This is a genomic window from Capnocytophaga sputigena, from assembly GCF_900446695.1.
GTDB classification, from domain to species: domain Bacteria; phylum Bacteroidota; class Bacteroidia; order Flavobacteriales; family Flavobacteriaceae; genus Capnocytophaga; species Capnocytophaga sputigena.
On record NZ_UAVP01000009.1, the window covers coordinates 136907 to 155411 of the forward strand.

An 18505-nucleotide genomic window follows, 5' to 3' on the forward strand; every position below is an offset into this window, starting at 1 on the left:
GAGGAGGATTTGTAAAAACGGTTTTTTATAAAACAAAATGTTTTTCTATGGAATTTAAGGATAAAAATATAAAAAAGTTGCTTAACAATATTGTTAAACAACTTTTTACTTGTTATTTGTGATTTGTTATTATTTTTTCTTTTTATTCTCGAAATTTACGGCGCAAGAGTCGATTTCGGATACACGAAGGGTGTTTACCATTCCTTTGCCTTGCATTGGCATTGATACGAGACTTATCATTATATCGCCCATATCCACATAGCCTTTTTCGTTGGCGATATGGTTGATGTCCTCAATTAATTCATCGGTAGAAACAAAGCGATCGTAGTAGAAGGTGGTTACCCCCCACAAGAGGTTCAACTGGGTGAGGATGCGCTTGTTAGAGGTGAAAATGAGAATGTGTGAATTAGGGCGGTATGACGAAATACGGAAGGCTGCATACCCACTGTTTGTAAGGGAGGTAATTACCTTGGCATTGGTGTCGTTAGCCATTTTCGCTGCGTGGAAACAGATCGTATTGGTTACATAACGCAACGAACGTATAAACGGTGTGATGAGAGGCACTTGGATAAGGTTAGAGTCCTCTACACTTTTGATGATACGGGTCATCTGCTGGATTACTTGTACAGGATATTTACCTACTGAAGTTTCACCAGAGAGCATCACCGCATCGGCACCGTCCATTACTGAGTTTCCTACGTCGTTCACCTCGGCGCGGGTAGGGGTAAGGCTTGAAATCATACTTTCCATCATTTGGGTAGCGATGATTACAGGGATGTGGTGAGATTTAGCTTTGCGCACTAATTCTTTTTGGATAAGAGGCACTTCTTCAGCTGGGATTTCTACCCCAAGGTCACCACGGGCAACCATAATACCATTACAAGCAGCCATAATCTTATCGATATTTACCAAAGCTTCAGGTTTTTCAATCTTGGCAATGATAGGAATTTCGTAACCTGCATTTTCTTTGATAAGTTCTTTTAGGTCTTGGATATCTTCGGGGTGGCGCACGAAAGAAAGAGCGATCCAATCAACTTCTTGAGAAATAGCGAAAAGAGCATCGCGTACATCTTTTTCGGTAAGAGCGGGGAGTGATACTTTTGTATTAGGTAAGTTTACTCCTTTTTTAGATTTGAGAGGACCCCCTTGTACAACTACAGCTACAACCTCGTCTTCACGGTTAGTAGATTCCACTTCAAAGATGAGTTTCCCGTCGTCTAACAAAATGCGCTCGCCTGGGTTTACATCTTGAGGGAACGCTTTGTAGTTCATATAGGCGCGTTCTTTAGTACCTACAAAAGGTTCGCCTGTAACGAAAGTTATGCGGTCGCCAGGGTATACCACAGCATCGTCTTCCATTACCCCTACGCGCAATTTAGGACCTTGGAGGTCGGCGAGAATAGCAGTATGGAAACCGTGCTCTTCGTTGATTTGGCGAATCATCTTGATGCGGTTGCGCACATCGTCGTAATCGGCGTGTGAGAAGTTGATACGGAAGACGTTCACACCCGCAGCCATCATATCTTTTATCACCTCAGGACTTTCGGTAGCGGGACCTAAGGTAGCTACAATTTTCGTTTTTTTTGTATTTAACATTCTTGAAAAATCTGTTTATATTTATTATTTAGTGTATCGGTATCAATAGTATAAGCAGTAGTGGTGGGTATTTCGGATATTTTAGAGAGCAACGATGCTAAATTCATACGCCTTTCGGTGTCAATTTTTAGAAAGTAGTCTACTTTTTTGTATTTGTCTATTAAGTAGATAAGAGAGGTTGTACTTTCAAAAAGCGAAAGGGATTGCATTTCTTTCTCTATTAGCAGTTTGTTGCCTATGCAGTGCCAAACTGTTCCTAACAAGGGGTTTTCCCAATAGTAATACGAAAAATATTTACCCGAAACAGTGTCTAACAAACTTGCTTTTTGGTTTTCTTTAGCCAATTGCAATTGCAGAATTTTGTTCAGAAAATAAGCCAAGCGATAGTCGTCTAAAGCTGAATGTACTGCGATGAGCTTGTAATCACAAGGTAAAACATCTAGTAATTTAAGTACTGCTGCCATAGTTCTTCACTTTCAGGCGGCAAAGATACAAACTAATTAGCGAATTAGCAAATTAGCGAATTAGAAAATTGTTTTGGCACGGTTTTTGGAAAGAGGTAGTGAAATAATTTAGAAATCGCTATTATATTATATATTCTAAGGCGCGTTGCTGTGATAGTAACGCGCTTTTTTATTTTAGAATCGGATGCCAAAACCTATGCCTAAAGTGCGGTATTCTACTGTATCGGGGATTTCATCGGCAAGAATGGGTTTGCCCACCTCAAAACTTGTATATGAGGCATCTATCAATACACTTACAGTGAATGCATCTTCTACAGCAATAGGGATACTCAACCCTATTTTAGCTTCGCCAAAAGAAGCCTTTACTTGTTTGCTCAGCGGGATAAAACCTGATAGTTGTCCGTAGATATCAGCATAAGAAGCCTGAGGGAGCATTCCTCTAACAACAATTCCTGCTTTTAAAGCTGTGGTTACGGGAGCTCTGAAATGGTGAATCCCCACAATAGCTCCTACAGCCAAAGAATGGGTGAATAGATAATTAGTTGAAAAATCAGTGGAATAGATCACTTTTTCTCTAAACTTGTATTCTTTTCCATAAGAAGCATCTCTACCCAAATGGTCTATAAAATGAACCCCATACGAATAAGTAGCTTTTTCTTTTCTGGGGATGTTTAGATGAGCACTTGCTTGGAAAAACCATCTTTCGTCAAAGAAATCTTGAGCGAGAAGCATTGAGGGCAATAAGAAAAGTGCAATGTAAAGGATATTTTTCATTTGTTACAATCTAAAAATATTCTCAGCAATAGGCAATTTGCCTTTTACATCGTAAATGATCCCTTTTTCGTTTAGGAAATCGGCTATATTCATCTGTAAAAACTCGTTGTGTGCTACGCAAAGCACTACCACATCATTGTTTTTAGGAAGGTTTTCTCTATTGGTTTCTACTTTGATGCCGTACTCTTCTTCAGCGCGGTGAGCGTCAGCCCAAGGGTCATATATCACTATGTGAGCAGTGAAATTTTCGAGCGTGCGATAGATATCTATAACCTTAGTATTGCGAGTGTCGGGGCAGTTTTCTTTAAAGGTGAAGCCCAAAAGCAAGATTTTGCTATCTTTCACTGGAGCGCCTTGCAAACACAAGCGGTTGATAATCTGGTAAGCGATATATCCCCCCATAGAATCGTTAGTTTTGCGGGCTTCCATCATTAGGCGGGGTGAAACGCCGTGGAGCTTGGCTTTTTGTATGAGGTAGTAAGGGTCTACCCCTATACAATGTCCGCCTACCAATCCAGGGCGGAAAGGCAAAAAGTTCCACTTGCTGCTGGCGGCATCTATCACGGCATTGGTATCGATATCGAGAATATTGAATATTTTGGCGATTTCGTTCATAAAAGCAATATTCACATCGCGCTGAGCGTTTTCTATCACTTTGGCAGCTTCGGCTACTTTGATAGAGGAGGCGAGATAAGTACCCCCAGTGAGTACTGAATTGTAAAGCGCATCGACCTTTGCTGCTATCTCAGGGGTAGAACCTGAAGTTATTTTGCAGATGTTCTCCACCGTGTGCTGTTTGTCGCCAGGGTTGATGCGTTCGGGTGAGTAACCTACGAAGAAATCGCGGTTGAACACGAGGTTTGATACCTTTTCTAAGACAGGTACGCATACTTCTTCGGTTACTCCTGGGTAAACCGTTGATTCGTAAATCACAATATCACCTTTTTTGAGCAATGCCCCTACTGTTGCACTTGCTTTGCGGAGTGCGGTAAGGTCGGGTTGCTGATAGAGGTCGATAGGGGTAGGGACAGCCACGATATACACATTGCAATCGGCGGCATCCACAGGGTTTGTAGTACAAATGAGGTGAGTAGCCAAACGCTCTTTAAGCGTTTCACTACTGATTTCGCCGGTAGTATCTACCCCAGCGTTGAGGCTTTCTACACGCACCTTATAAGGGTCGTAACCCACGGTAGGATATTTTTTAGCAAAGAGGCAAGCTAAAGGCAAACCCACATAACCGAGACCTATAATACCTATTTTCATCAATTAACAATTAACGATTAACAATTAATTTTAAAACCTATTCATATATTATTTTGTTTATTTTTTCAGGATCATAATCTTCAAAAAGGATTTCTCCAAAGTCTTTTTGTGTTGCTTGAACATTAGAAGGCTTTCTCTCATCCCACCAATAGGTGATATGTCCAAATCGGTGTAGAACAATCTTATTTTTACTATATTTAAAAGTGATATACTTTTCAGCGGTATAATTCCCAGGTACTTCAGTATTTAATTCAATAGTGAAAAAATTGTCTTTAAAAGCAATTCTTTTGAAAAAAATAAACTCCATACTTGGATAGATTTTTTCATTGTGAAAGAATTTGTACTTATCACCTCCTTGATGAATTAACAAAATAACAGGAGTTACTAAAGTTTTAGGGTCATCAGTTTCTGGAGCGTTGTTGTTTTCAAAAGCGAGGATGATATCTTTATAACCATCTTGATTGAGGTCGTGTTGATACATTTTTTTCAGCGTAAAGAGTTTAGATTTTTGTATGCGATTGATGACCTCAGAAATATTTTTAAATTGAATCATCTCCCCACTATCATTTTGAATGATCCCCCTCTTCTGTTATGACGATGTCCTCAGGAGTGGTAAAATCGTTTTTCAAAAACTCTTCGTAATCTCCTTTTTTATCACCATTCCTATATTTCTTGTAATAAGGAAGTTCCGTAGAAGGAAACTCAAAATAATACATATTTTTATCTTTAACGAGAGTTCCTTCTAAATAATCAGGATAATCATTGTATTCACTATGCTCTGCCGAAATATATTTTTTAGTCATAGCGACAATATATTTCCCTTCGGATCTATATATTTTCACAAAATCACCATAAGTAGTTTTAGACTCTTCATACTCTGCTTTCCAATAGGTTATTCTCTGCCCTAAAGAAAAGATTTTGTTATCCTTATAACAATATAGTTCCCAAACAAAATTATACTCACCCACCAAAGGGAAAAGCAAGATATACGTTTTGTTTTCCTCATCAAAATAAACAAAAGGACTTGAAGTAAGTACATCAGAGGTTTTTCTGATGATTTTTCTAGAATTCTTACCAACAGTTACTGTAATTATTTCAGATACACTATTTTTTCCTTCTTCTGTTTCATTTGCAACCCTTATATTTTGGCAATTCAACTTATAAAATTCTTCTTTGTTGGAGACATTACATTCTAATTTTAAAAGTTGAACCAGCCCTTTATAGTCTATAGTTGTTTCTTGAATGTCACTAGGCATTACATCTCTTTTCCCTGCTAAAATATCATCATTTAATATTTTAGAAATTACAAAATGCCCGTCCTTATCTTTTTCTAATAAAAGGTCTATACAAGTTTCTTTTTCATTAGTGTCTCCAAATAGTAAAAAACAACATCTGTATTCATTTTTGTTTTCTAAAGGTGTTATTTTTAATGTACTATTGAGAACATCAGCAAAAAAATCTTGCCCCTTTATAAAAGGGTCGTAATCTAATGTCATATCAGCAGATAGTTCGTCAATCTTTTCTAACAATTGCTTGGAAACATATTGCTTAAAAAGTACTTCTTGGTTATCTAACGAACCATTATAAACAGATGAATAAAAAGCTTTTAGAGTTGCTATAGCAACTTCTGTATCTGTAGGTGTAGGTTCAGTAGCAACGTTATTAGCGTTCTTCTTATCTCTACAACTAATAAAAGCTATTAAAATAAATATGATAATAATTCTTTTCATAAGTAAAAAAAATGTCAGACAAGTCGGACGGGGCAGACGAGTAGGATGGGGGCAGGGAGATAGTGCTAACTCCTGAAACCTGAGACCTGACCCCTAAATCATATTATATTGCTTTAGTTTTCTGTACAGAGTGCGTTCGGAAATTCCTAAAGCCTTAGCTGTTTCTTTGCGTTTGCCATCGTTGTGTTCTAATGATTTGCGTATCATCTCACGCTCTTGTTCTTGGAGTGAAAAACGCTCTTCTTCAGCAGCTTCCTCGTAGTCGTACACTACTTCGTGAGGAAGGATTTCTTTTTCGGCAGGCGTTACAGGTAAAAAAGCAAAAGAAGGAGGTGTAGGGTCGTTTTTGCGAGTGTCGTTGCCATAAATGCGATGGATGAGACCTTCGTTCTCTTGTTGTACTTGGGGGGAATTGCCGTGTTGTAGTAGCTCGAGAGTGAGTTTTTTCAGGTCGTTGAGGTCGTTTTTCATATCGAAAAGCACCTTGTAGAGCAGCTCGCGTTCGTTGCTAAAATCACTATCTGAGCGGTTTTGTGCAGGGACTATTGAAGGCAAATTTGTACCTTCGTCGGGCAAGTAAGAGCGCAAAAGACTTGCGGTGATGTCGCGGCGTTGTTCCAGCACTGAAATTTGTTCGGCTACATTGCGCAACTGACGTATATTACCGCTCCAACGGTAGTTTGTGAGCAGATGTACAGCATCTTCACTGAGTCTTACGGCAGGCATTTTGTATTTTTCGGCAAAATCAGAAGCGAACTTGCGGAAGAGCAGATGTATATCGTCTTTGCGTTCGCGCAAAGGAGGAAGGTGTATTTCCACCGTGCTGAGTCGGTAATAGAGGTCTTCGCGGAAACGTCCTTTTTTGATAGCTTCTTGCATTTGTACATTGGTAGCAGCCACAATGCGCACATTGGTTTTCTGTACTACTGAAGACCCTACTTTGATGAACTCGCCATTTTCCAGCACCCGCAAGAGGCGCACTTGAGTAGTGAGAGGCAGTTCGCCCACTTCGTCTAAGAAAATAGTACCGCCATCGGCTTCTTCAAAATAACCGCTACGGGTAGCTGTAGCCCCTGTGAAAGCGCCTTTTTCGTGACCAAAAAGTTCAGAATCAATAGTGCCTTCGGGGATAGCCCCACAGTTCACAGCGATATATTTGCCGTGTTTGCGCATTGAGAGTGAGTGAATGATACGAGGGATAGCCTCTTTTCCCACCCCACTTTCACCGGTGATGAGCACCGAAATATCGGTAGGGGCGACTTGTATAGCTTTTTCGAGCGCACGATTGAGCTTTAAATCGTTGCCAATGATGCCAAAACGCTGTTTTATTGCTTGTATATTTTCCACGTTTGTTACTTGAGAGTTTAGAGTTGCAAAGATATGAATAATTAACGAATTAGCAAATTTGCCAATTCGCTAATTTGTCAATTAATAAATTATTCTTACTTTTGCCGTCTAAAACAATTCTAAATAACAACCACTATGGAAAAAGTGCCATCTCACCCTCATACTATTGCCGACCTTAAAAAAGGCGAAAAAGGTGTCATTCAGGAGTTTGACTGCTGTAAAATTCCTCTTAAACTCATTGAATTAGGCTGTTTTGTAGGTAGTGAAGTGGAGGTACTCCAAAAGGCGACTTTTGGCGATCCTATTTACATTCGTATGAACGATGCTTATCTTTCTATTAGAAAAGATATGGCAAAAACAATTCAATTAGCAAATTAGGCATAAGTCGCACAAGCAATTTAATTAACAGATTTAGTAAATTGGCACATCTTAAAATCGCCCTTGTGGGCAATCCTAATACAGGAAAAACATCTCTTTTCAATGCGCTTACAGGCTTAAACCAGCAAGTGGGCAACTACCCTGGTATTACTGTAGAAAAGAAAATAGGGCATTGCAAACTCCCTGATAACCAGCAAGCTGAAATTATCGACTTGCCAGGTACTTATAGCCTCAACCCAAGTTCAGAAGACGAACAAGTGGCTGTGGATACTCTTATCAACCGCCAAGGAACATACTTCCCCGATGTGGTGGTGGTGGTGAGCGAGGTGAGCAACCTCAAGCAAAACTTGCTGCTCTTCACCCAAGTGAAAGACCTCCAGCTGCCTACTATTCTGGTTATCAATATGGCTGACCAGATGCAGCGCAAAGGCATTAGCATAGATATCCCCCAATTAGAACGCTTGTTACACACCCGAGTTATCCTAACCAGCACTCGCAAAGGTGAAGGGCTTTTAGCATTGAAACAAGCTATTGTAGACTTCAAAGAATTATGGGTTGCCCCTTGTGTGGATATGTCGCGCTTGGAGGCTATACCCTTTGGTACTTCGGAAAGTGAACAACGCCGCAAACAGCAGAAAGAGACTATTATCCGCTATCAGTTTATCAACGAAACTCTCAAAGAAACTTATACGGTAGATCAGCACAAGGCACAAACCCTACGCGCCCGCCTCGACCGTTTTCTCATACATCCATTCTTTGGTTATGTGGTATTTGCCGCTATACTATTGCTCATTTTCCAAGCAGTTTTCACTTGGTCGAGTTACCCAATGGACTGGATAGAGGACGGGTTTGGTATTTTAGGAGAATGGCTGGCGACCAAATTGCCTGCAGGCGCACTTACTAATTTACTCATCGATGGTGTGCTCCCCGGAATAACAGGCATCACTGTGTTTATCCCACAAATAGCCGTACTTTTCACCCTGATAGCCATTTTAGAAGAAAGCGGCTATATGAGTAGGGTTGTTTTTTTGATGGACAATGCGATGCGACGTTTTGGACTTAGTGGCAAGAGTGTAGTACCCTTGATTTCGGGGGCTGCTTGTGCCGTGCCTGCTGTAATGATTGCCCGCAATATCGAGAGTTGGAAAGAACGCCTTATCACCATACTCGTTACTCCGTTTATGACCTGCTCGGCGCGTTTGCCCGTGTATCTTATCATTATCAATTTGGTAATTCCCGAAGGTGATTTTCTGTGGGTTAGCTACAAAGCGTGGACATTTTTCGCAATGTACTTATTAGGGCTTGTAGTGGCATTACTTTCGGCTTTTATCTTAGATAAAGTGCTGAAAATACAAAAGAACAGCAGTTTTTTTATAGCCGAAATCCCCGACTATAAAATTCCGCTACTGCGCAATGTATGTCTTACAGTATACGAGAAAACCAAAGGTTTTGTGATGGGGGCAGGTAAGTTTATTTTGGCAATTTCGGTATTGTTGTGGTTCTTAGGCTCTCACGGAATGGGCGAAAAGTACAACAGCATTGAGGCTACCGCCGAACAACTAGCACAAACCCACCAATGGACAGAAGAACAAAAAGCGAATTACATCCAATCCGAAAGTTTAGAATATTCGTTTTTAGGCTATATAGGCAAGGGGATAGAACCCGTATTTCGTCCGCTGGGTTACGATTGGAAGATAAGCATAGGAGTAGTCGCTTCATTTGCGGCTCGTGAGGTTTTTGTCAGCACATTATCAACGGTTTATAGTTTAGGAAAAGACCTCGATACCGAGGGAGAAGAAGGAGAACGCACGATTTTAGCAAAAATGCGCTCGGAAGTACACCCCGATGGCACCCCCGTATATACTCTTGGCACAGGAATTTCACTATTGCTCTACTACGCTTTTGCGATGCAATGCCTTAGCACGGTTGCCGTGGTACGCAAAGAAACCAATAGCTGGAAATGGACAGCCCTACAGTTTTTGTTTATGACGGGCATTGCTTATATAAGTGCGATGTTGGCGTTTATTTTAATTAGATAATCCTCTCCCGAGGAGAGGCAAGCTAAAAAGTGAGAGGAAGTAAAATTATAAAGGTAACACAATATAAAGAATAAATTCCCTTTTACGGATTTCCTCCTCCCTCCCTTTTGGGGAGGGGGAGAACGGAGGGGGTGAGGAACTTATGGAGTTAGGTTTAGTATTTTCAGGAGGCGGGGTACGTGCTTTGGCACACGCTGGATTGCTCAAAGCCTTAGAAGAAAAAGGCTTGCGACCATCAATCATTTCAGGCACCAGTGGAGGAGCTCTCATTGGGGCGCTCTATGCTTGTGGGGTGAAACCCGATGATATGATGCGCTTTTTTAAGGAAACTCCCTTGTTCAAATGGTCGATGATTACCTTTAAGAAAGTAGGCTTGGTAGATAGTGCTAAATACGCTAAATTCTTCAAAAAAGAACTTCAGTACCACACTTTTGAAGAACTCCAGCTGCCCTTAATCGTTACAGCTACTAATTTGCTAAATGGCAAACTACAGTATTTTAGTAAAGGCGAACTCATTCAACCGCTAATAGCCTCAGCTGCTTTGCCACCCTATTTTTCACCCGTGAGAATAGGTGAAAGCCTCTATTGCGACGGCGGACTTTTAGATAACTTCCCGATAGAACCTATTAAAAAACAATGTGATAAAATCATTGGCAGCTTTGTAAATCCGTTGGAAACGATTACCGAGAAAGAGCTCAGCAACTCCTTTCAATTTATGCAACGCATCTACAACATCACGATGGACGGCAACTACAGTCGTAAATTCAAGAAATGCGATTTGCTATTGTTGCACAACCTCAGCAATATAGGGGTGCTGGAAACCAAAATGCTCGATCACGCTTTTGAATACGGTTATGAAATGGGAATAAAAAGATTAGCGGAGTTGAAAGATTAACAATTCTTTAACAATTTTATTTCTCTAAAACCTATACTTTTGTGCCGTTAAACTATAGTAATTCAGTAATATGAAGAAATTTTTATTAAGCCTTTTGGCAACAGTTGCCCTTGTAGGGTGTGGTAGTAAGGACGATAATGAACCCGTTTATAGTCCTGAAGATGGTAAAACCATAGTAAAAAACACTATGGAAAGTGTTTATGACTGCTTTAAAAAAGCTAATGATGGCAGTTTTGCTGATTTTTTGTTCCAAGTGAATAAAAAATCGGGAGATAATACTTGGGCTGAATATTTAGGTGAAAAATTCTATGACCAATATGATACTCAAAAAAATGGAGGTTTTAATTTCCAAGAGTTGAAAGGTATTTACACTTGGAATGTTGTTACTAAAGAGTGGAGTAAGACTGGTTCTAGCAGTAATATCACTTGGATTTTCCCTGCTACTGCTAATGGTACTAACCTCAATGGTCGTGCAGTACTAGAGAACTATCAAGATAAAGTTATCACTGTAGAAAGTGATAGTGAAAGATTTCCTGTAAAAGGACATATTATCATCACGGTAGACAATAAAAAAGTAGCTGAAATGAAACTTAATAATGTTACTTTTGAAGAAAATACCAATTTTCTTTTCCCTAACCATATTGATCTTACTATTTACACTGAACCATTCACTACTACTGTGAAACTTACAAAACGTACTGCTGAAGAATTTCTTTTTGATTTTTCTCTCAGTTCACCAAAAGGTTGTACAACAGTGCTTAGAGCTAATGCAAAACTAACTTCAAGCAACTATAATAGTTTTACTTCAGTAGAAGAAGCATTTGATAATATTAACTTAATAGCTATCCAAAATGATTTGCAATTGGTGGCTAAGGTAGATGTAAAAGCTATTCATAAAGCAGGTAAAAAAATTGGAGATCTCACTACAGAAGAAGTAAACACTTATGTTAAGGCAGAACTCTTTAAAGTAAATGGAGGAAAGATTGCCGATGTGAAATATGCAGTTGAAGGTGATGACGATATAATTTACTTCATTTATTCAGATGGTTCAAAAGTGAAAGCAGAAGAATATGTTTCTGACTTCCAAGAAAAAGTAAAAAACATTTTTAAACGCTTTTTTAACGAATAAAACTGATGAAAAAGAATTTATTTTTCATATTTATAATAATTAGCAGCATTGCTCTCGCTCAAGAGAGCAATGCTCTTTTTACTTCTACTGATAGCCTTACAACCTCTCCTACTACTTGTAAACATCAAATAGGTATAGGGCTTTCTAAATTTGTAAATGCTGCTTTTCCAAGTGATAGCAATGCTTTTTTGTTAGAATATCGCTACCAGAAAACACCAACTGTTGCTTATCGTATAGGAGGTGATTATCGTGCAGAAAGCTCTAAAGATAGCAGTTATGAAATAGCCCTAAAAATAGGGATTGATAGATTGCTAAAAAACTACAACAAATGGCAATTTTACTATGGTATTGACCTTTGGGGGCGTTATCTGCACTATGGCGAACGAAAACAACATTACACTAATATCGCTATAAATCCTTTTCTAGGTATACTTTTTCGCTTTAGTAAAAATTTTTCAGTAGCTACCGAACCTGGTTTTTTTGTAAAATATAATATCCGTCGCGACCGTCGGAGTTTTGATCCTGAAGCACAAGCTGAATGGTTTGAAAGTCGCTTGGCTAAAATAGGGTTTATACAATTGAATTTTCATTTTTAATTTAGTATTCACATATTCAGCTAATCTACCTTCTTTTTTGCGAAATCCTCAATTTTTACCTATCCAAATTATCAAATTAATAATTTGCCCCCTTACTTTTTTTTATATCTTCAAAATTTTAACACTTTAACTGCTCAAAATCTCTTCACTTCTCATAAATCGCTGATTTTCAATAAAAATACGTTAAAGTTTTGTTAAATTACAAATTTCATTAGGTTGCTTTCAGTTGTTTTTTCTTATCTTTACCACGCAAAAGATAATAAAATCGAAAATAAAGCTATAAAATTTTATTCTTTTTTAATATTTAAAAAGCATTAAAAAAACACTAAAAACAAATTGTACTATGGAAAACACAGCAAAATTGATTTTTGAAGGAAAAGAGTATGAATTTCCTATTGTAGTAGGGACTGAAAATGAAAAAGCAATCAATATTGAAAAATTGCGAGCCCTGACTGGATTGGTAACCTTAGATTCAGGTTACAAGAACACTGGTTCTTGCAAAAGCGCTATTACTTTCCTCGACGGTGAAAAAGGTATTTTGCGCTATCGTGGCTATAATATTGAAGAATTGGCTGCCAAAGCCGAATTCCTCGAAGTAGCCTATCTTCTTATCTTTGGCGAACTTCCCACTGCCGAAGAGTACGACGATTTCAAAAAAACAATTCACAAGTATACCCTTGTACACGAGGATATGCGTCACATTATGGACGGTTTCCCGCGCTCGGCTCACCCTATGGGAGTGCTAGCATCGGCTACCAGTGCGCTCACCGCTTTCAATCCTGTACCGGTGAATGTACATTGCCCCAAACACGTCTATCAAGCAGTCTGCAAAGCTATTGCCAAAGTAACCATTATCGCTACTTGGGTGTACCGCAAACGCGAAGGTTTACCGCTGAATTACTACGACAATAAGAAAGGTTATATCGAGAATATTTTGCGACTCTTCTTTGAAATTCCTACTGAGGAATACAAAATCAACCCTACCATTGTGAGTGCCCTCAACAAGTTGCTCATCCTCCACGGCGACCACGAACAGAACTGTTCTACTTCTACCGTGCGCTTGGTAGGCTCTTCAGAGGCGGGTCTGTTTGCCAGTATATCTTCAGGGGTTTCTGCCCTTTGGGGTCGCCTCCACGGCGGGGCAAACCAAGCGGTGATTGAGATGCTCGAAGAAATTCACGCCGATGGGGGTGGGGTAGATAAGTTCATCAACAAAGCAAAGGACAAAAACGACCCTTTCCGCCTGATGGGCTTTGGTCACCGTGTGTACAAAAACTTCGACCCACGGGCTAAAATCATCAAAGTGGCTGCCGATGATGTGCTCAATGCCTTAGGCATCGACGACCCTATTTTTGGCATTGCCAAACATCTCGAAAAAGTAGCTTTGGAAGATGACTACTTCAAATCGCGCAACCTCTACCCCAATGTCGATTTCTATTCGGGTATCATCTACAAAGCCTTGGGTATGCACTTAGAGATGTTCACCGTGCTTTTTGCTATCGGTCGTCTCCCTGGTTGGATTGCCCAATGGAAGGAAATGCGCCAAGGAGGAGAGCCTATCGGTCGTCCACGACAAATATACGTAGGTGCCACCGAAAGACCTTTTGTTGAATTGAATAAAAGATAAAAATGAAAAACATTATCTATACCATTACCGATGAGTCGCCTTATTTAGCAACGCATTCACTATTACCCATTATCAAACGCTTTTGCGCCTCTTCGGGCATCAACTTTGAAGCCAAAGACATCTCATTGGCAGGGCGTATTTTAGCCACTTTCCCCGATTTTCTCACAGCAGAACAACGCGTGCCCGATGCCCTCAGCGAACTGGGGGTGTTGGCAACGCGTCCAGAAGCTAATATCATCAAGTTGCCTAACATCAGTGCTTCGGTACCCCAACTGAAAGCGGCTATTGCCGAACTACAATCGCAAGGCTATGCGCTCCCCGATTACCCTGAAAATCCTACTGATGAAGCCGAAACAGCTATCAAACAGCGGTATGATAAGGTGAAAGGCAGTGCAGTGAACCCTGTGTTGCGCGAGGGTAATTCCGATAGGCGCGCACCCAAATCGGTGAAACAGTACGCGCAAACGCACCCGCATTCAATGGGCGCGTGGAGTGCTGAGAGTCTCACGGAAGTCGCTACGATGCAAGCGGGCGATTTCTATCACAACGAGCAATCGGTAACCCTCAAAAAAGCAGATGTGGTGCGCATAGAGTTGGTAAGCCCTAAACACGAGGTGCAACTGCTCAAAGCGGAACTTCCTTTGCAAGCGGGCGAAGTGATAGATGCTACTTTTATGAGCAAAGAAGCCCTTTGCAAATTCTATAAAAAAGCCTTTGCCGAAGCGAAAGACAAGGGGGTACTCCTCTCTTTGCATCTGAAAGCTACGATGATGAAGGTTTCCGACCCCATTCTCTTTGGCTATGCGGTTGAAACGTACTTTGCTAATTTGTTCCAAAAACACCCGCGCGAACTGAAAGCCTTAGGGGTGAATGCGCGCAACGGTCTTTCGGATATTCTGGCGAAAATAGAGCAATTGTCTGCTGAAGAACAGGAGCCTTTAAAGCACGATATCGAAGGGGCGCTTGCGCAAGCTGCGGCTTTGGCGATGGTAAATTCTGATAAGGGGATTACCAACTTGCATTTCCCTAACGATGTGATTGTAGATGCTTCTATGCCGGCAATGATTCGCAATGGGGGCAAAATGTGGAATGCTCAAGGCGTGGCTCAAGATACTTTGGCGGTACTGCCCGATAGTACTTATGCGCGTATCTACCAAGTGGTGATTGACTTCTGTAAGAAACACGGGGCTTTCAATCCTGCTACGATGGGAAGCGTTGCCAATGTGGGCTTAATGGCGCAAAAGGCTGAAGAATATGGCTCGCACGACAAGACTTTCGAAATTCCTCATAGCGGACGTGTACAGGTGGTAGGTGCTGACGGTAAAGTGTACTTATCACATAAAGTAGAAAAAGGCGATATCTGGCGTATGTGTACCGCAAAAGATGCTGCCATACAAGATTGGGTGAAATTAGCGGTAACACGCGCACGCCTCAGCAAAACACCTGCGGTCTTTTGGTTGGACGAGCATCGTGCTCACGATGCGCAACTCATCAAAAAAGTAAAACACTATTTGGCAACACTCGACACTAAAGGGGTTGATATCCGCATTATGTCGCCCGAAACGGCTATGCTCTTCACCTTAGAGCGCTCTCGCAAGGGCAAAGATACCATTTCGGTAACGGGCAATGTGTTGCGCGATTACCTCACCGACTTGTTTCCTATCTTAGAATTAGGCACCAGTGCCAAAGTGCTCTCTATCGTCCCTTTGATGAATGGCGGCGGACTCTTTGAAACGGGTGCAGGGGGCTCGGCACCTAAATTAGCCGAACAACTCTTTGCCGAAAACCACTTGCGCTGGGATTCCTTAGGGGAATTTCTCGCCTTAGGGGCTTCGCTGGAGCATTTTGCACAAAAGCACGAGAACCCCAAAGCCTTAGTGTTAGCCCAAACGCTCGATGAGGCGACAAGTAAACTGTTGAACAACGACAAATCGCCACAAGCCAAAGTAGGCACGCTCGACAATCGCGGAAGCCACTTTTATTTGGCACTCTACTGGGCTGAAGCCTTAGCGGCACAAACTCAAGATAGCGCTCTTGCCGAAGAGTTTGCTCCTGTCGCCAAAGCCCTAAAAGACAACGAAACGACGATCGTGGAAGAGCTAACCCAAATACAAGGTACACCCGTAGAATTAGGAGGTTATTACCACCCTAATCTCACCAAAGTAGCGGCAGTAATGCAAGGAAGTAAAACCCTATTGTTAATTATTAATTCTTAATTGTTAATTGAATTATGGTTTTTGATATTGAAATGATAAAGAAGGTCTACGCCCAATTTCCTGAGCGCGTAGACAAAGCCCGCCAAGTGGTAGGAAGACCCCTTACCCTTGCTGAAAAAATATTATATACACACCTATGGGATGGCAACCCCTCTCGTGCCTTTGAGCGCGGTAAAGACTATGTAGATTTCGCCCCCGACCGCATCGCTTGTCAAGATGCTACCGCCCAAATGGCGCTCTTGCAGTTTATGCAAGCGGGCAAAAGCAAAGTGGCTGTCCCTACCACCGTGCACTGCGACCACCTCATCCAAGCCAAAATAGGCGCCGCAACCGACCTGAAAGTCGCTACTGAACAGTCTAAAGAAGTATTCGATTTCCTCTCTTCGGTATCCAACAAATATGGCATTGGCTTCTGGAAACCCGGTGCAGGGATTATTCACCAAATAGTCTTAGAAAACTACGCCTTCCCAGGTGGAATGATGATAGGCACCGATTCGCATACGGTAAACGCTGGCGGATTAGGAATGCTCGCTATTGGTGTAGGCGGGGCTGATGCCGTAGATGTGATGGCGGGAATGCCGTGGGAACTGAAATTCCCTAAACTCATTGGGGTAAAACTCACAGGTAAACTCAGTGGTTGGACAGCCCCAAAAGATGTGATTCTAAAAGTCGCTGATATCCTCACCGTAAAAGGTGGTACTGGTGCAATTGTGGAATACTTTGGCGAGGGTGCTAAGTCGCTTTCCTGTACCGGTAAAGGTACTATTTGTAATATGGGTGCCGAAATAGGGGCTACTACCTCTACTTTTGGCTATGATGAGGCGATGCGTCGCTATCTGCTTGCTACTGGGCGCGAAGAAGTTGCCCTCGCTGCCGATGCCATTGCGCCTTACCTCACCGCCGACCCCGAAGTCTATGCCGACCCCGAAAAGTATTTCGACCAACTCATTGAGATAGACCTCTCTGCCTTAGAGCCTTATATCAACGGTCCTTTCACCCCCGATAGAGGTACTCCTGTATCCAAAATGAAGGAGGTAGCCCGCGCCAACGATTGGCCCTTGGAGGTGCAATGGGGGCTCATAGGTTCGTGTACTAACTCCTCCTACGAAGATCTCACCCGCGCGGTTTCGGTGGTAAAACAAGCCTTAGAAAAGAGAATTACCCCTAAAGCCTCTTTTGGTATCAACCCTGGCTCTGAACAAATACACTATACTACCGAGCGCGACGGAATTATAGACATCTTCGAGCAGTTGGGTACTCGTGTATTCACCAATGCTTGTGGTCCCTGCATTGGTCAGTGGGACAGAGAAGGTGCCGAAAAACAAGAGAAAAATACGATTGTACATTCCTTCAACCGTAACTTTTCCAAACGTGCCGACGGTAACCCTAATACCCACGCCTTTGTAACTTCTCCCGAAATGGTAGCGGCTTTGGCAATTGCCGGTAGGTTAGACTTCAACCCTATCACCGATACCTTGCTTAACGACCAAGGTGAAGCCGTAAAACTCACTCCTCCTTATGGCGAAGAGTTGCCTTCTAAAGGTTTTGCCGTTGATGATCCTGGCTATCAGGCTCCCGCCGAAGATGGTAGCAACATCGAGGTGGTGGTATCGCCTACCTCCAACCGCCTCCAACTGCTCACGCCTTTCGCTCCTTGGGACGGCGAGAATATCACTGGGGCTAAACTCCTCATCAAAGCGCAAGGCAAATGCACCACCGACCATATTTCGATGGCAGGGGCTTGGTTGCGTTTCCGCGGACATTTAGACAATATTTCCAACAATATGCTCATAGGGGCGGTAAATGCTTTCAACGGTAAAACTAACTTCGTGAAAAACCAACTTACCGGCCAATACGACGAAGTGCCCAAAGTGCAACGCGCTTATAAAGCAGCAGGAATCCCTTCTATTGTAGTAGGCGACCACAACTATGGCGAGGGATCTTCACGCGAGCACGCTGCTATGGAACCCCGTCATTTGGGCGTACGAGCCGTATTGGTAAAATCATTTGCGCGCATTCACGAAACCAACCTTAAAAAGCAAGGAATGCTCGCCCTCACCTTTGCCCACGAATCCGATTACGACAAGATTCAAGAAGACGATGTAATCAACTTCCTCGATCTCACCGCCTTTGCGCCTGGCACTCCTTTACATTTGGAATTTGTACATAAAGATGGTAGTAAGGATGTGATTACCTGCAACCATACCTACAATGCTCAGCAAATAGGTTGGTTTAAAGCAGGAAGCGCGCTGAACCAGTTAAAAGATAAAAGTGAAAAGTGAAGAGTGTCATATCCTGAAATAGGTTTACACTAAAAAATAGGAAAAGATATGACGACAGGAAGAAGAACAACAGTTCGGTACAGCGATTGCTTGCATCACAATCCTAACCTTTAATTTCTGTTCAAAAACGATACATTGGTATTATTTTTGCATACCAAAGCCCGTC

The 18505-nt window shown here is 41.7% G+C and carries 15 protein-coding genes; 8 read left to right on the top strand and 7 right to left on the bottom strand.

Features of this window, described 5'->3' with window-relative positions:
- Positions 1-129: 129 nt before the first annotated feature.
- From pyk to DR017_RS10810, 7 genes are all read right to left on the bottom strand, one after another.
- Positions 130-1596, bottom strand: a complete 1467-nt coding sequence (gene pyk / locus DR017_RS10780) for a pyruvate kinase (protein WP_002678634.1) — start codon at positions 1594-1596, stop codon at positions 130-132.
- Positions 1590-2060 (bottom strand): IPExxxVDY family protein, encoded by a 471-nt coding sequence (locus DR017_RS10785; RefSeq protein WP_002678492.1) that lies wholly within the window; start codon positions 2058-2060, stop codon positions 1590-1592. Before DR017_RS10785 ends, pyk begins: the two co-directional genes overlap by 7 nt.
- 174 nt (positions 2061-2234) lie before the next feature.
- Positions 2235-2834, bottom strand: coding sequence for a hypothetical protein (locus DR017_RS10790; RefSeq protein WP_002678591.1), 600 nt, complete (start codon positions 2832-2834; stop codon positions 2235-2237).
- 3 nt (positions 2835-2837) lie between these two features.
- Positions 2838-4100 (bottom strand): nucleotide sugar dehydrogenase, encoded by a 1263-nt coding sequence (locus tag DR017_RS10795; RefSeq protein ID WP_002678532.1) that lies wholly within the window; start codon positions 4098-4100, stop codon positions 2838-2840.
- Positions 4101-4137: 37 nt separating this feature from the next.
- Positions 4138-4653 carry a hypothetical protein gene (locus DR017_RS10800; RefSeq protein ID WP_002678304.1) on the bottom strand — a complete coding sequence of 172 codons (516 nt, stop codon included), beginning with the start codon at positions 4651-4653 and terminating at the stop codon, positions 4138-4140.
- Positions 4654-4663: 10 nt separating this feature from the next.
- A complete protein-coding gene (locus tag DR017_RS14405) occupies positions 4664-5830 on the bottom strand; it encodes a YqhG/Tai3 family protein (protein ID WP_002678541.1) in 1167 nt (388 codons plus the stop codon).
- A 93-nt stretch (positions 5831-5923) separates the two neighbouring features.
- Positions 5924-7177, bottom strand: coding sequence for a sigma-54 interaction domain-containing protein (locus tag DR017_RS10810; protein WP_002678411.1), 1254 nt, complete (start codon positions 7175-7177; stop codon positions 5924-5926).
- Between the two features lie 135 nt (positions 7178-7312).
- Here DR017_RS10810 and DR017_RS10815 point away from each other — a divergent pair, with 135 nt between their 5' ends.
- From DR017_RS10815 to DR017_RS10850, 8 genes are all read left to right on the top strand, one after another.
- Positions 7313-7555 carry a FeoA family protein gene (locus DR017_RS10815; RefSeq protein WP_002678330.1) on the top strand — a complete coding sequence of 81 codons (243 nt, stop codon included), beginning with the start codon at positions 7313-7315 and terminating at the stop codon, positions 7553-7555.
- Between the two features lie 41 nt (positions 7556-7596).
- Positions 7597-9594, top strand: a complete 1998-nt coding sequence (gene feoB, locus DR017_RS10820; RefSeq protein WP_002678465.1) for a ferrous iron transport protein B — start codon at positions 7597-7599, stop codon at positions 9592-9594.
- 142 nt (positions 9595-9736) lie between these two features.
- Positions 9737-10489 carry a patatin-like phospholipase family protein gene (locus DR017_RS10825; RefSeq protein WP_002678428.1) on the top strand — a complete coding sequence of 251 codons (753 nt, stop codon included), beginning with the start codon at positions 9737-9739 and terminating at the stop codon, positions 10487-10489.
- Positions 10490-10559: 70 nt separating this feature from the next.
- Positions 10560-11618 carry an LptM family lipoprotein gene (locus DR017_RS10830; RefSeq protein WP_002678506.1) on the top strand — a complete coding sequence of 353 codons (1059 nt, stop codon included), beginning with the start codon at positions 10560-10562 and terminating at the stop codon, positions 11616-11618.
- A 5-nt stretch (positions 11619-11623) separates the two neighbouring features.
- Entirely contained in the window at positions 11624-12214 is a 591-nt protein-coding gene (locus tag DR017_RS10835; protein WP_002678535.1) for a hypothetical protein, read from the top strand.
- Positions 12215-12557: 343 nt separating this feature from the next.
- Positions 12558-13841, top strand: coding sequence for a citrate synthase (locus tag DR017_RS10840; protein WP_002678615.1), 1284 nt, complete (start codon positions 12558-12560; stop codon positions 13839-13841).
- A gap of 2 nt (positions 13842-13843) precedes the next feature.
- Positions 13844-16057 carry an NADP-dependent isocitrate dehydrogenase gene (locus DR017_RS10845; RefSeq protein WP_002678450.1) on the top strand — a complete coding sequence of 738 codons (2214 nt, stop codon included), beginning with the start codon at positions 13844-13846 and terminating at the stop codon, positions 16055-16057.
- A gap of 14 nt (positions 16058-16071) precedes the next feature.
- Entirely contained in the window at positions 16072-18339 is a 2268-nt protein-coding gene (locus DR017_RS10850) for an aconitate hydratase (RefSeq protein ID WP_002678557.1), read from the top strand.
- Positions 18340-18505 lie beyond the last annotated feature (166 nt).